15 protein-coding genes and 1 riboswitch are annotated in these 14,460 nt (G+C 42.0%); of the genes, 2 read left to right on the forward strand and 13 right to left on the reverse strand.

Translation table 11 applies throughout. The features are described from left to right. Positions 1-135: 135 nt before the first annotated feature. The 9 genes from thiC to FS736_RS05940 form a co-directional block, all read right to left on the reverse strand. The gene (gene thiC / locus FS736_RS05900; RefSeq protein WP_144475561.1) at positions 136-1,881 is read right to left on the reverse strand and encodes a phosphomethylpyrimidine synthase ThiC; all 1,746 of its coding nucleotides are present in this window, start codon (positions 1,879-1,881) and stop codon (positions 136-138) included. A 172-nt stretch (positions 1,882-2,053) separates the two neighbouring features. Next, positions 2,054-2,168: riboswitch (TPP riboswitch) on the reverse strand. Between the two features lie 499 nt (positions 2,169-2,667). Beyond that, on the reverse strand, positions 2,668-4,047 hold the full coding sequence (locus tag FS736_RS05905; protein ID WP_144475425.1) for a sensor histidine kinase: 1,380 nt from the start codon (positions 4,045-4,047) through the stop codon (positions 2,668-2,670). Further along, positions 4,044-4,724 carry a response regulator transcription factor gene (locus FS736_RS05910; protein WP_144475426.1) on the reverse strand — a complete coding sequence of 227 codons (681 nt, stop codon included), beginning with the start codon at positions 4,722-4,724 and terminating at the stop codon, positions 4,044-4,046. Before FS736_RS05910 ends, FS736_RS05905 begins: the two co-directional genes overlap by 4 nt. Positions 4,725-4,850: 126 nt before the next feature. Beyond that, positions 4,851-5,528, reverse strand: coding sequence for an ABC transporter ATP-binding protein (locus FS736_RS05915; RefSeq protein ID WP_144475427.1), 678 nt, complete (start codon positions 5,526-5,528; stop codon positions 4,851-4,853). Between the two features lies 1 nt (position 5,529). Beyond that, positions 5,530-6,564, reverse strand: coding sequence for an ABC transporter permease (locus FS736_RS05920; RefSeq protein WP_144475562.1), 1,035 nt, complete (start codon positions 6,562-6,564; stop codon positions 5,530-5,532). Between the two features lie 399 nt (positions 6,565-6,963). Further along, positions 6,964-7,164, reverse strand: a complete 201-nt coding sequence (locus tag FS736_RS05925) for a hypothetical protein (protein ID WP_144475428.1) — start codon at positions 7,162-7,164, stop codon at positions 6,964-6,966. A gap of 17 nt (positions 7,165-7,181) precedes the next feature. Next, positions 7,182-7,433, reverse strand: coding sequence for a hypothetical protein (locus FS736_RS05930; protein ID WP_144475429.1), 252 nt, complete (start codon positions 7,431-7,433; stop codon positions 7,182-7,184). 12 nt (positions 7,434-7,445) lie between these two features. Then, positions 7,446-8,483 (reverse strand): acyl-CoA dehydrogenase family protein, encoded by a 1,038-nt coding sequence (locus FS736_RS05935; protein ID WP_144475563.1) that lies wholly within the window; start codon positions 8,481-8,483, stop codon positions 7,446-7,448. Positions 8,484-8,555: 72 nt separating this feature from the next. After that, the gene (locus tag FS736_RS05940; RefSeq protein ID WP_144475430.1) at positions 8,556-9,083 is read right to left on the reverse strand and encodes a DUF4242 domain-containing protein; all 528 of its coding nucleotides are present in this window, start codon (positions 9,081-9,083) and stop codon (positions 8,556-8,558) included. Positions 9,084-9,237: 154 nt separating this feature from the next. Here FS736_RS05940 and FS736_RS05945 point away from each other — a divergent pair, with 154 nt between their 5' ends. Next, entirely contained in the window at positions 9,238-9,690 is a 453-nt protein-coding gene (locus FS736_RS05945; RefSeq protein ID WP_144475431.1) for a winged helix-turn-helix transcriptional regulator, read from the forward strand. 45 nt (positions 9,691-9,735) lie between these two features. Here FS736_RS05945 and FS736_RS05950 read toward each other — a convergent pair whose 3' ends face one another. Genes FS736_RS05950 through FS736_RS05960 form a run of 3 tightly spaced genes read right to left on the reverse strand, consistent with a single transcriptional unit; the run spans position 9,736 to position 12,282 of the window. Then, positions 9,736-10,497: an ABC transporter permease gene (locus FS736_RS05950; protein WP_395883498.1), complete on the reverse strand. Its 762-nt coding sequence runs from the start codon at positions 10,495-10,497 to the stop codon at positions 9,736-9,738. A 5-nt stretch (positions 10,498-10,502) separates the two neighbouring features. Beyond that, entirely contained in the window at positions 10,503-11,468 is a 966-nt protein-coding gene (locus tag FS736_RS05955) for an ABC transporter substrate-binding protein (protein WP_144475432.1), read from the reverse strand. A 28-nt stretch (positions 11,469-11,496) separates the two neighbouring features. After that, positions 11,497-12,282 (reverse strand): ABC transporter ATP-binding protein, encoded by a 786-nt coding sequence (locus tag FS736_RS05960; protein WP_144475433.1) that lies wholly within the window; start codon positions 12,280-12,282, stop codon positions 11,497-11,499. 297 nt (positions 12,283-12,579) lie between these two features. Between FS736_RS05960 and FS736_RS05965 the strand changes: the two genes are divergently transcribed. Then, positions 12,580-13,836, forward strand: a complete 1,257-nt coding sequence (locus FS736_RS05965; RefSeq protein ID WP_144475434.1) for a cytochrome P450 — start codon at positions 12,580-12,582, stop codon at positions 13,834-13,836. Between the two features lie 76 nt (positions 13,837-13,912). On the opposite strand, the gene FS736_RS05970 is transcribed toward FS736_RS05965, so the two are convergent. Beyond that, a complete protein-coding gene (locus tag FS736_RS05970) occupies positions 13,913-14,338 on the reverse strand; it encodes an ASCH domain-containing protein (protein ID WP_144475565.1) in 426 nt (141 codons plus the stop codon). Positions 14,339-14,460 lie beyond the last annotated feature (122 nt).

Below are 14,460 nucleotides of genomic sequence, written 5' to 3' on the forward strand. Positions count from 1 at the left end.
CCATTCCATGAGTTTGGGAAAAAGTTACCTGAACGATGTATTCATCGACTTAAAGGTGTGAAAATAGGCGCAAAAAGACGGACTTAAGAGATTACTAGATAAAAATAGAAAGCGGCTCGCCTTTTTAATCAGTTCTTATTGATAAAGCTTTCCTCCGGCTTTTTTAAATTCCTCTGCTTTTTCAACAAGTCCCCTCTTGATTGCGTCCTCCGGCTCTAGCTTATGCTCTTTTGCATAGTTCCGGATATCATGGGAGATTCTCATGCTGCAGAATTTAGGTCCGCACATAGAACAGAAGTGAGCAGTTTTTGCACCTTCAGCCGGCAATGTTTCGTCGTGGTATTCCAATGCGCGTTCAGGATCCAATGAAAGATTGAACTGATCTCTCCAACGGAATTCAAAACGGGCTTTCGACAGGGCATCGTCCCTTTTTTGCGCTCCAGGATGGCCCTTTGCCAGATCAGCGGCATGGGCGGCAATTTTGTAGGTGATCACACCCTCACGCACATCGTCTTTGTTCGGCAGTCCCAAATGTTCCTTTGGCGTTACGTAACAGAGCATAGCTGTACCGTACCAGCCGATCATCGCAGCTCCGATCGCAGATGTAATGTGGTCATATCCCGGCGCGATGTCAGTGGTTAGCGGTCCTAGTGTATAAAATGGAGCTTCCTGGCAAATCTCCAGCTGCTTATCCATGTTCTCCTTGATTAAATGCATCGGAACATGCCCGGGTCCCTCAACCATTACCTGTACATCATGCTTCCACGCAAGCTTCGTCAACTCCCCAAGTGTTTTGAGCTCAGCAAATTGGGCCTCGTCATTGGCATCAGCAATCGATCCCGGGCGCAAACCATCTCCCAGAGAGAAGGCCACATCATATGCCTTCATGATTTCGCAGATTTCTTCAAAGTGTGTATAAAGGAAGTTTTCTTTATGGTGATGAAGGCACCATTGAGCCATGATCGAACCGCCTCTTGAGACAATTCCAGTCAATCGTCTGGCAGTCAGCGGAACATACCGCAACAAGACGCCTGCATGGATGGTAAAGTAGTCAACCCCTTGCTCAGCTTGTTCAATCAGGGTATCTTTGAACACTTCCCAGCTAAGGTCCTCAGCAATGCCATTCACTTTTTCAAGCGCCTGGTAAATCGGAACGGTGCCAACCGGAACAGCTGAATTCCGGATAATCCATTCGCGTGTCGTATGAATGTTTTTTCCTGTAGACAAATCCATGATTGTATCTGCACCCCATCGGGTAGCCCACGTCATTTTTTCCACTTCTTCCTCAATGGACGAGGAGACGGCCGAGTTCCCAATGTTCGCATTTATTTTGACATGAAAGTTGCTGCCGATAATCATGGGTTCAGTCTCAGGATGATTGATATTGGAAGGAATGATGGCCCTGCCCCTTGCCACTTCAGATCTCACAAATTCCGGGTCCATATTCTCCCGTATCGCTATGAACTCCATCTCCGGCGTAATGATTCCCTTTTTGGCATAATGCAGCTGGGTAACATTCTTCCCTTCCTTCGCCCTCAATGGCTTACGGGATAGGTCCGGAAAAACCTTATCATTTGCCCTCGGGTCATGCTCACTTGAGTATCCATTGTCCTCGGGCTTTATTTTCCGGCCCTCATACGCTTCAACATCCCCTCGTCTCTGAATCCACCTGCTCCTCAGTGGAGGAAGACCCTTTCTAAGATCGGGTGTATAAGCAGGATCCGTATAGGGACCGCTCGTATCATATACGCGAACCGGCTCATTGGTTTCCTCTCCAAAAGATCCGCTGGTCGGACTTAATTCAATCTCTCGCATCGGAACCCTAATATCAGGCTGCGAGCCCTCCACATAGACTTTTTTGCTCCCAGAGAAGCTTGCCATAATCGAAATGCTGTCCTGGTTTAATGATTTTGCTGTTTTCACTGATAATCTCTCCCTTTTTTTAAAAATTGAGGGACGAGATCTGGCACCTGGGAAGTTCCCTAGTATGTAAAAAAGCCGGCCCATATAAAAATGGACCGGCTTTAACCGCGAATGTCTCTGCACAAAAAAACTGTGCACTTGTCAACTTCCCCACGCTGGTATGATCCAGATCAGGTCCAAAGAGTCAAGGAACTTTAACGCGTCCCTTTCTCAGCCCAAGCTATTGGGCACCCCTAGTTATTGCTATTCAGTTCCCTTCGAGTATACACAATACGAAAAATAAAGAAAAGTTTTTTAAGCAATAGAGTGCTTATTGCCTATATGGACAATAGAACACACTTTCAAGGAGTTTAGCTAAAGAAGCCCTTAGACAAATACCGACCAAATTCTCCCTCTTCCCTAGAGAGTACAAATAACTACTTGAAAATTAATATTTAAAAAACATGAAGACGATTAACACAGCTTCGTAAAGGCTGGTTGATTTATGTTATTAATCATTTTTAAAAAATCCCTCATTTCAAGTTCATACAGTACCTCTTCTGTTGAAAAAGCCATATTAAACATAAGTTTTACAATAGGGAAGTCCAAACAACACGGGTGCATTCCTAAATTAGGCAAGAAGGCATGAGGTTAACGCATCTGCTCCGATAAATTATTGTCATCCTCCTGCAACAAAAATCACTTTAATGCAGGCATGTGATTCTCCCTTCCAATACCACAATAAATTATTAAATATTGGGTTTCTTAGTTACTTGGCAACTCTATAATAAAAGTACTTCCTTCATGATCTTTACTATTCACCTTAATTTGACCATCATGAAGTTTAACAACTGTCCAGACAATCGAAAGCCCAAGTCCTGTTCCCTCGGTTGTCCGTGTTCTTGATGTATCTGCCCGATAAAAGCGATCAAAGATCCTCTCTATTTCTGTTTTGCTCAATCCTATTCCTGTATCTTCAAAGGTTACTTCGATCATTTCTCCTTTTTCTTCAATCGATATGTCAATACTGCCGCCAGATTGATTATATTTGATGGCATTCGTCAATAAATTATCCCAAACAGTATTCAGGAGAGAAGGGTCTCCGTTGATTTCAATGTCTGGTAAGGTGTAGCTGAGCATGATATTTTTTTCATTTACCAGCCATTGATAACTTCGCAGCAACTCCTTGATTTGCTGGCCCACATTATAACGTCTTTTTTTCAATATATCCTCATTACGATCTAACGACGCAAGGATTAATAATTGTTTGGTTAAAGTAGACAGCCTTCTGATTTCACCATTAATAATGGAAAAGTAATGGCTTCTTTCTTCTGCACTTACTGATTTATTTTCCAATAGATTTGTATATGCTTTTATATTAGAAAGAGGGGACTGGATATCATGAGAAATGTTCGAGATGAACTCCTTTCTCATGTCTTCCATTTGCTCCAATCTTCTTGCCATCCGTAAAAAACTATGTGAAAGCTCTCCTAATTCATCATGGCGAGTGATCTCGAGTTCGACATTAAAGTCGCCATTCGAGAGCGATTTTGTGGCTGTTGTTAATTTCGAAATAGGTTTGACCAAATACTTGGTACTGACGAGCACGATGACGATACTTAACATAATCGTGATTAAAAGCATCCATCCAAATAAAAGATGCATCTCATTAAAAAGAAATTTGATATCAGGCCTGACGAAAAGAGCATAATTCACTCCATTATGTGTTAACGGAACACCAATTGTATTCTTTAATTCATTTGCAAAAAAGCCTGTTACAAACGTTTTTTGCGGAAAATGAAGAATACCATGATAATCATTGCCGTTTAATACGGACTCTTTTGTTGAAACAAAAAGACTTTTGTCCCTGAACGGAGAGCCAAAGAAAGCTTCTTCTCCCGAATGGTCAACCAAGTAAATCTGATAGCCAATTGCAGAGATATTCTCCAGGTACTCGTTCAGGTTGGCATCAGGATGCTCGTCCGTGTACCTGGCAATCGAATGAGCAATCATTGTGATTTTTTGATCGTTCTGCGGCTTCAAATTTTGCTGGTAATAAGCATTGGATACGATAAAGGCCAGGATACTGCTAAAAACCATGATTCCGATCGTAATGACAACAAACTTCACATAAAGAGATTTCATTGGCGCTTAGCCTCCAGTGAATAGCCGACACCACGGACTGTTTTTATTTGAAAGTCATCTGTCAGTTTAGAAAAGCGCTCTCTTAACCTTTTTATATGCACATCAACCGTCCGCTCATCACCTTCATAATCCAAACCCCAGATATGTTCAATCAAATGGTCCCTGGTAAACACCTGCATCGGTTTGGACATGAGAAAATACAAAAGTTCAAACTCCTTTAAAGGAAGAAGGATTGTCCGTTTTCCGATTGTTACTTCATAGCTTTGTTTGTTGATCATTGTACTGCCGATGCGGAGGATGGATTCATCTGTTTTATGATCATATCGGCGCAGCAGAGCTTTAATTCGGAAACTTAACTCCTTCGGTTCGAAAGGTTTAACCAGGTAATCATCCGTACCTGCCCGGAATCCTTGCTCTTTATCCTCAATTTGACTTTTAGCCGTTAACAGGATCACTGGAATATTAAACTGGCTTCGAATTTTTTCAGTCAATGTATAGCCATCCATAAAAGGCATCATCACATCAACAACGGCCAGATCACATACTTCCTTATTAAGAATGTTCAGCGCTTCGAGTCCTTCCTTTGCCTTGTATACTGTATAACCCTGTTCAGATAAATGGATAGTTAAAAACGTTAAGACATTCACATCGTCGTCAACAATCAAGATATTCGCCATATTCAGATCTCCTTGGGTAAAAAGTTGCCGTCCACTTTTATTTCGTCACAATAAGCTATGATTCAAACAAAAAATAGCCTGGCGCAATAAGCCTGGGCTGTTTTTTGTGATAAAATACTGCTTTTCTCATTTTGCAATTTGGCCATCACTCATTTTAATGATGTGGTCAGCGTAACGAAGCATTTCCTCATCATGAGTGACCATTAAGGTAGTAATATTTAATGTCTTGGTTAAATCTCTGATTAATGTCATGATATCTTTAGATCTCTTTGAATCCAGGCTTGCAGTTGGTTCGTCTGCAAAAAGAACTTTAGGCTTATGAATGATGGCACGGGCAATTGCCACCCTCTGTTTTTCCCCGCCTGATAAGGAAGATGGATAAGCATTTTTCCGATGTTCCATTCCCACCAATTCCAGAATCCGTTTAATTTCTCTTTTTTGTTCCCGTTTCTCTAACTTTGCTTCCGAAACATCTAACATCAGCATGAGTTGTTCTTCAACGGTCAGGAACGGGACAAGGTGTGCAAATTGAAAGACAAAACCGAATTTACTTGCCCTTATTTTTCTGACCTGCTCTGGACTCATGTCCGTCAAATTTTCGCCTTCAAAAATAACATGTCCTTCCGATGTAGGCTGGAGGCCAGCAGCAATTGTAAGCAGCGTACTTTTACCAGAACCGGATGCACCCACTAAGGCGATGATTTCTCCTTCTTTAAGGGAGAGGTTGATTCCTTTTAGTATTTCTTCTTTGACTTCCCCATTCGTAAACGTCTTTCTCACTTCATCAATTTGAAATAATGCCATTTTACACCTCTCCTTGTTGTATCGCATGTAGTGGCTCGACCTTTTTGATTTGAATACCAGACAGTGTAGCTCCGATAAATCCAATGACCAAAAATACGACAGACAATTGTGCTGTTGTCTCAATTGGCAAACTGAAAGGCATTTCTTTTGGTGCTATCATATTAAAGATTTGACTGAATGCAATAGACAAAGCAAGTGACGTTCCTGTAATAAAAATCATTTGGGCCCACATCATTTTGAATAATTTACTTGTCTTCAGACCGATTGCCTTTAAAATACCGTACAAGCCAATCTTTTGAACGTTCATCATATAGAAGAAGATCGCGAACAGCATTCCACTAATCACGACTAAGAACCAGACAATCATGTTAAGAGACATCTGTTCCGCATTATAACTTGGAATACTATTGAGAAATTGGTTCTTGGAAAATGCCTGTAAACCATTCACTTCTTCTGCTTGATCCTCACCAGGTGCGAATACCAATTGCATTTCCTCTACTCGATACATTTCTTTGTAGTTCTCACTATTAATGAAAGCAACAGGTGCATGGCTGAACTTCGTTTGTTCAACAAATCCTTTTACAATGAACTCGCCACTGAATTGATTGTTCGTTAACGTATCCCCAACTTTTATCCCTTTATCCTCCATTGAACGGTCCAACCAAACTTCTCCGGCTTTGACATCCTTAAATAAGTCTGACTCTGTTGAGGTGACAAAAGCCACACTTTGCTGTTTTCCCTGCTCATCATTCAAAAAGCCCATTTGGATCGAAAGTGCCATAGCATCTTTCTGATCGTTCAGTAACTTTTCCTGGACCTCGCTATCTATTTTAGACAGATTAAAGGTTTCATCTGCCTCTTCATTCATATAAAAATATCCGTCTGGTAAATCTTTGATTAAAGAAGCATTATCCTGCGACAATCCATTCGCTAAACCAGAAATAATAAAGGTTAATAAACTAACCAGAAAAACAATCGAACCTAATATCAAAAATCTTACTTTATTTTTCTTCATTTCTTTCCAGGCAAGGTTCATCATTACATCCTCCATTCTCTCTTTGACTTCCTTAGAATAAACCTCTTATATGAATGGACGATGAACGGGATGTTACATTTTAAGACCTGGATTAACAAGGACATTGTGTCCCCAAAAATCGATTTCCTGATTAGGAATAAGATGACTCTCCCCCTGCATGTTTTGCTCTTACTTAATTAAAAAAGCATAAATTCTTCGGGCTATATTTTTGGTTAGCGAACCTAAAAATATGTTAGTATCCTGGGGAAGTTTTTTTCTACCGAGCTGAAGTCTTTATGGAAACGCGGGCATAGCCAGGTATTTTCATTTTCAAAGTAAAAAAAAGAGCATGCATCGATGCTCTTTTACCACCTATATCGGTTTGTAAGAAGTAACCTACTCCTTTTTAGCTGGCATCTGTCAGCCACCTTCAATGCAAGTAGCGCTTGAGCTGCCGACAACAAGATTGAGCTCTGATAACAAGGCAGATAGAACCGACTCTTGTACCAGCGTACCCAGTGTTTTTTCAGAGATTGGGACATTGTATTTTTTAAAGGTATTCTCTGTGTTTCCCCACACTTCAACAATTGCTTTTGGAGACATAGTTGATTGAATTACCACCTCTATCACTCCCTCTTTTACATTGTACCACTCTCTATTTCTATAGAACATACAACTTTATTTTCCCTGAAACTGCTTTTTCGATTTGAAATAGCTACTAATTTCTCACACGAAATCTCACAAAAAACAGGCTTAAAATCAAATAAAACAGACCACTCCGTCTCCTGCGGAATAGTCTGTTTTTTAACTGCTGCTTTTACCCCATCAGAAGGGAACCCGTTAGGATGGACATGCTGTCCATTAACATAAGCGACAAGCTGTACTGTCAAAAGCAGCCTGCCCTATTTAACTTGATGGAGCATTTTTTCAAGATGCTTGACCGTAGGAGTCAGATTAACAAGAAAATAGGATTCTCTTAATCTTCTTGATGGCGCACTGTACTTCAGATAACCCGCTCCGCCTTGATGAAGCATGCTGCCATGAGCAGCTTTTGAAGTTAGATAGGCAGTACGCAATCGTAATTGAAGGAGGTCTTTCCATTGTTGCAAGAGAGTCTCTCCGCCAGCAAGCTTATATGTTTCTTTACGGATTTGCTCTAATTCTTTTTCTAGATCATCAGGCTGAATGGAAAGATAGTCATTGCAGCCTCCCTGCTTATTGCAAACCTGACGGATGGAAGCGATCGATGCCTCTGTTACACCCAGACCAAGCGGGATTTGATATAGGACAAAGGCCGGCCTGATTTTTTCAATGAATGTATCCACATCATGCGAGACAACCCATTTCTCAGGAATTGTCACTTCATCGAATGCACATGAATAAGTGGCACTGCCGTTCACGCCTAAATACTCAAGCTTTGCTTTCAAAGTAAGTCCCTCTGCATGGCAAGGAACTACTGCCATCATTCTTTGATCGGGGCTAACCTCTGCAATGATCCCGAACCAATGGTCCTTACCCAGATTTGAAACAGAAGGCAATTGCCCATTCACCCTATATCCTTCATTCGTTTTCGTCGCTTTTAAATGCAATGTTTCCAGCCCGGCATAATACTTCATCGGATTGGAAAGCCCGGTCCCGCCCAGAAGCTGGCCATTTTCCAACTGAGGTAAAATTTCTTCCTTTAAGTACCTATTATCACTATTTCGGATATAAGTTAATGATGCAAGGTGGCACCAAAGGTTAAAACCAGTTGTCATGCAGACTTTAGATACTTCTTCTACCACATGGACTTCTGTTGAAAAGTCTACCCCAGTATCGGAATTCAAGAATCCAGCTTTGCCAATGCTTTTAAGAAATTCCTCCGCATAATAGGCTTCAGCGTCAATCCTGCGCACGAATGGCTTAAGCTGTTCCTGGATTAAGACCGCCAAACTCGTCATATCTTTCAAAGCTTCCCTCTCCCTTTTCATGCCGTTTTAAAAAGAAAACCTCCAGAAAAGGAGGTTCCGCACTTATGACAATTCAGTAATGGTATCGATCGGCGCCTTAACAGCTTCGCGAGCCTTCTTGACTGTAGACTCATCTGGAGAATCATAGAAGCAAAGGCATTTTGTCATATCTTCACATACATAGGTCCTTGAGAATGTGACTTCAGGAACTTCCGAATAGTGAACGGAATTCTTGGATTTCCTTTCTAGGTAAGCATCCATTGTCAGGTTTTCTGGAAGGTTCCATTCAACAAGGTAATTCACTTTGTCTGCCTGTTTCTTTACTTCCTCTAAATCCCTTCCGACAAGACGGACAGGCTTGATTAGAGTGACAGGAACTCCTAATGCTCTTAAACCTTCATTGATGACATTTCGCTCTTCCGCCTCAAGAATAAAGAAAGCCCTTGATAAATCCTTTGCCACTTGGACCTCAATTAAAGTGGCATTTTGCTTGCCTAACTCATCACGGATCTCACCGGCCTTCTTTTCAAAAGCCTCTTTATCTTTCACTGCACTGTTAAAAATTGATTCCACTAAATATAAAGTTGCCATTCCTTATTCCTCCTTAGTGTATGTGTATATATCCAATCTGTTTACTTGGTATTACTTATAGATTATTTTATTATACTAAGTAATAAAAAACAACTTAGTTGTTTGAAAATTTTTATGATATGATTTATTTAACCAAGCTTCGGAGGTTTTATCTATGAGAGAATCTAAATATGATTTGCCATGCAATATCGCCCAGACCTTGAATATCATTGGAGATCGGTGGACCTTACTGGTATTGCACGAAATCTTAGCAGGAAGAACCACTTTCAATGAAATAAAGAAAGAACTCAATGGTATTTCATCCAATATACTGTCGGACCGCTTAAAACATTTGGAGCAGGCGGGACTCGTGATCTCTTCCCTTTATTCAGAACATCCCCCAAGATATGAATACAGGCTTACAGAAAGCGGCAAAGAACTCGAAGGAGTTTTTAATGCCATGATCATGTGGGGCAGGAACAATCTTGAAAAATGCTACAAGAAGTTAATTCATACAGAGTGCAAGCACGAAGTGGAGTTAGCCTACTATTGTCCCCACTGCAAAAGAAATGTTGATGAAGTTGAAGCAATCGAGCTTGAAAAAGTAGACACAACTGGACTCAAATAAAACATCATTGAGACAGAGAGCGATCATGCCCTCTGTCTTTTCTGTTTAATTTTTCCCTATCCCCCATTGCCGGTTAATCCAGGCTTCAAATACACCCACTGCTTTATCCAGGAGCAGCCCGGAAATCCCAATAAATACAATGCCTGCCATTACTAAGTCAAGTCTCATTGAGTTTCTTGCATCAATGATCAAATATCCCAACCCTGATTGCGCCCCGACCATCTCGCCTGCCACTAGAAAGATCCAGGCAGTTCCAACCGCAATATGAAGGCCATTCGCAATATAGGGGAAAGCTGCCGGGAAAATGATTTTCGTCAATAGCTTGAACCCCTTAATTTCTAGGTTCTGAGCCACCTTCAAATAATTCCGATCCACTTTCCGTACGGCCGAAACTGTTGACAGCAATACAGGGAAAAACGCAGCAATAAAGATAATGACGATTGCCGGGATATCCCCTATTCCGAACCAAAGGACAATAAAAGGTGACCACGCAATCGGAGAAACTGGACGTAAAATCTGGGCTACCGGGTCAAGAACATTCCATAGTAATGGGATTCGCCCAAGAATCAAACCAAGCAGGACCGCTGCTAGGACCGCGGATAAATACCCTGCAAGGAACCGGTATAGACTGACCTGAAAATGTGTAAACAGGGTCCCGTCTTGAATCAGGGAAAGGATCCCTTCCCACACCTTGATCGGGGGAGGAAACAGGACCTGATCGTAATCGCCAATCACAATGATCAATTGCCATACTGCAATCAATAAGGAAAATCCTATGACCGCATTCAAAATAGTTCTGAGTTTCATGATTTTCACTTCGCTTTATCTATTAAAGAATGGTCGACAAATTCACTGTAAGTTGGAGGGTTTTCCATCAATCCCATTTCGATGAGATTTTCCCTAAGCTGCTCAAATTCCGCTTCCTTGATTTTCAAATCATCATAAGAGATCCATTGGAATGAGAGATCAAGCACATCCTTCTCAACTTTCATATACTTTGAAGACATATCCTGGGTCTTTTCATCCTTTAACTCGGCCACATCACCAGCCTTGACATACTGGTCGACAAATTCCTGCGCAATCTTATTTTCCTTTTTGATAAAATCATTACGCAACACCAAAGTGCAGTCGATCGAGTCTTTCCAAACGTCCTGATCCTGGTAAAGGACCTTGCCCTTATCAATGGAAACGGAAATGGCACCAAATGGTTCTGCTACTACATAACCGGCTATCCTTCCTTCTGCCAAAGCTGCCGGCATTTCTGCAGGCGGCATTTCAACTGCCTTTACATCCTCATATTTCAGCCCATTTTGCTTTAACATCTGATACAACAAAATGTTGTGAGTCGAAAATTTATGCGGAATCGCAAAATTTTTCCCTTTTAGATCTTCTGCACTGTTGATATCGTTTGCTGTGACGAATACATTTCCATCTCGGTGTCCCAAGGCGACGGCACTTAAATCAATCCCCTGTTCCTTCGCCTTCATCGCTAATGTAACCAAAACAGAAGCTCCATCTATTCGGCCTGTATTCAATGCATCCATCAGTTCTGGCCAGGAACCGAATTTGACAAGTTCCAAATTGAAATTCTCGTATTCTTGCATTTCTTTTTCAATATAAAGCGGGACAGCGTGTGTAATTGGCAGATAGCCAATCTTAACCGTTTTTTTCTCGCCATCTCCTGTTGATTGTTTGCTGCCGGAACCGCATGCAGCTAATGACAGGGTGAGGATTGAAACCAGCATAAGCAGGATGACTTGACGCATTGGCTTTTTCATTAAAATTCTCCTTTGTCTTTTAAAATAGTTAAATATGATACTCAATCGATGAGTTTGCACGATTAAAATGGAATTCTTCAAAAATCATCTTTCGGTAATGCTGAAAATCGCTGTGGCTGCGATCACGAGGTTTGGACAAGTGGATGTTGATTTCCTTGTGAATCCTGCCTGGATTGGCTTGCATGATAAAAATGCGATCCGACAAATAGATGGCTTCGTCGATATCATGTGTAACAAGGGCAATCGTTGTTTTTTCCTTGGATTGTATACGAAGTAGTTCGTCTTGAAGATAGTAGCGATTAAATGTGTCCAGTGCCGCAAACGGCTCATCCATGAGAATCATCTCAGGCTGCAGTGCAAGAGCCCTTGCAATCGCAATTCTTTGCTTCATCCCGCCTGAAACCTCATGGGGGAACAACTCACCTTTATCTTCTAAGCCCACCAGCGCCAAATAATGTAAAGCCCGTTCCATTCGCTCCTTTGCATTAAGGTTCAAGCCCTCAAGTCCAAGTTCGATGTTCTTTACAGCAGATCTCCATGGGAGCAGACCATAGTTTTGGAACAGCATGACACATTTGCGTGTCGGCTTGGTCACAGGTTTTCCTTCTAATACGACTTGCCCAGAGTCAACGTTTTCAAAGCCGCCGATGATGTTCAATAAAGTACTTTTCCCACATCCGCTCTCCCCCAAAATCGAAACGGTTTCCCCATGGTTGATATCAAGTGAAATATCGTCCAGAACCTTCATGCTCTTATTGTTGTTAGGAAAGCTTTTACTTACTTGATTCACTTTAATGATCGGACCCTGACTCACGTTCCTTACACCCACCTTCCTGACACACTTTATAATAATTATATTATTCCTATAAAATTAGTATGAATTAACTTTAAGTTATTTTATTATACTTTGTTCATTTTTACAACTTATAATGGCAGAATATTTTTTCAACAATTAGAGAGCGCTCCGGTTCCTGTTTTTGGTCCATTTATGGGACACAAGAACCGTTCCCGTGACTCTCAGGACACCGTTTCGGCTGCTTTAAGAAGTGGTATATAGAAAAGGGAATTTAAAGATAAGAAAAGGAGATTTTAAAATAAAGGGGGAAGAAACATGACGGAACATAAGGATATGCCGAAAGAGACAGGATTGATTGAAAACTTCCGCCTCCTTAGGGAAGGCTATCAATACATAATGAACCGGAGTGATAAGTTCGGCACTCCGGTTTTCGAAACAAATCTTTTAGGGGAAACCGGCATTTGTCTGATTGGAAAAGAAGCGGCGGAGATTTTTTATGACAATGATCGTTTCAAACGGGAAAATGCAGCCCCTAAACTCGCGCAAAAAACTTTATTCGGTGAAGGTGGCGTACAAGGGCTGGACGGCGAACGTCACCACAACAGAAAAGCCATGTTCATGTCCCTGATGTCAAAAGAGTCTCTTAATGAAGTTCAGGCAATTTTTGCAGAAAAGTGGGAGCGTTATAGCAAGAAGTGGGAAGCCGAAGAGGAAATCATCCTTTATCATGAAGTAAAGAAAATGTTGACTGAAACAGCCTTCGAGTGGACGGGCGTCCCGCTTCAAAATGATGAGTTAGTGGATTGGACAGACGAGCTCAGCGACATGTTTGAAGGCGCAGCGAATATTGGCTGGAAGCATTGGCAGGCACGTCGGTCCCGCTCAAAAGCAGAAGAATGGCTTGAAGCATTAGTGGAAAAAGTCCGCTCTCAAGAGATTCATCCGGATGAACAAAGAGCGCTTTATCAGTTTTCTTTTCATACAAATCCAAATGGAGAATTACTGGCTCCCTCTATTGTTGCGGTAGAACTCTTAAATTTATTGCGACCCATTGTCGCCATCTCTGTTTATGTCGACTTCACTGCTCTGGCTGTTTATGAATATCCAGAGGAAGCCGCGAAAGTGAAAAATGGAGGCAAGGAAGAACAGCAGCGCTTCATTCAGGAAGTGCGGAGGTTTTATCCGTTTTTTCCTTTTGCTGCAGCCCGAGTGAAGCGGGATTTCAAATGGAAGGGCTATATGTTCAAAAAAGACACCCTTACACTCCTGGATTTATACGGCACCAACCATCATCCGGAAGTATGGGAGCAGCCGGAGTTATTTGCTCCTGATCGTTTCCTCTCGTGGTCCGGCAGTCCGTTTGATTTCATCCCTCAAGGCGGAGGAGAATATGAGATTGGCCACCGCTGTGCCGGAGAGTGGATGACTGTGCATCTTCTCAGGGTGGCGGTTGATTATTTAGTCAATCACTTAAGCTATACCATCCCGAAGCAGGATTTAAACTACAGCATGAACGATATTCCAAGTCTGCCTGAGAGTAAAATGAGGCTGGCAGACGTGAAAAAAATATAATTTGCTTTGAGACAGAGGGAACCTTTTGCTCCTAAAAAAAACTAGAAAAGTGCCTGTTCTTCAATGAACAGGCACTTTATACATCATACTCCCATAACCCAAGCCTTCCTTTGGCAGGAATGAAGCTGTCCAGCATCTTCATATCGCTGACTTCCCAGACGTACCCTCCCACTTTAAAATCACCGAGGAAAAAGTCATTGCCTGAGACGATCCGTCCATCCTCCAGCACCGCCCATGTCTCGTGGCTTTCCATCACCCTCAAACAATCCTCAAGCAGGCAGGTGGCAATGATCACACCAGTTGGAAGGTCATCAGCAATATACCCATGCTTTGAAAGCAGCGACTTGATTGCCACATGACTGCAGACAACCTTATCGACCTTTTTGCTGGTATGAATCGCAAGAGGTCCGCGATACTTCGTACTCCATGACCTCGTTTCATATTGAGCCTCGCGCAAGACAAACAGACTAGCCCAAGGCTGAATCATCGACAACACCTTCACTCCAGCCACCCTCACCCTCAACAACTATTTAGTCTATAGCATTTCCCGGCAATCGCCTAATCAAACAGGGGGTGGTGACCCTGCCTTATGGGCCAGAGGGACAGTTGTGACGTCCCACGAAT

The organism is Cytobacillus oceanisediminis 2691 (genome assembly GCF_007678455.1).
Lineage (GTDB): Bacteria > Bacillota > Bacilli > Bacillales > Cytobacillaceae > Mesobacillus > Mesobacillus oceanisediminis_A.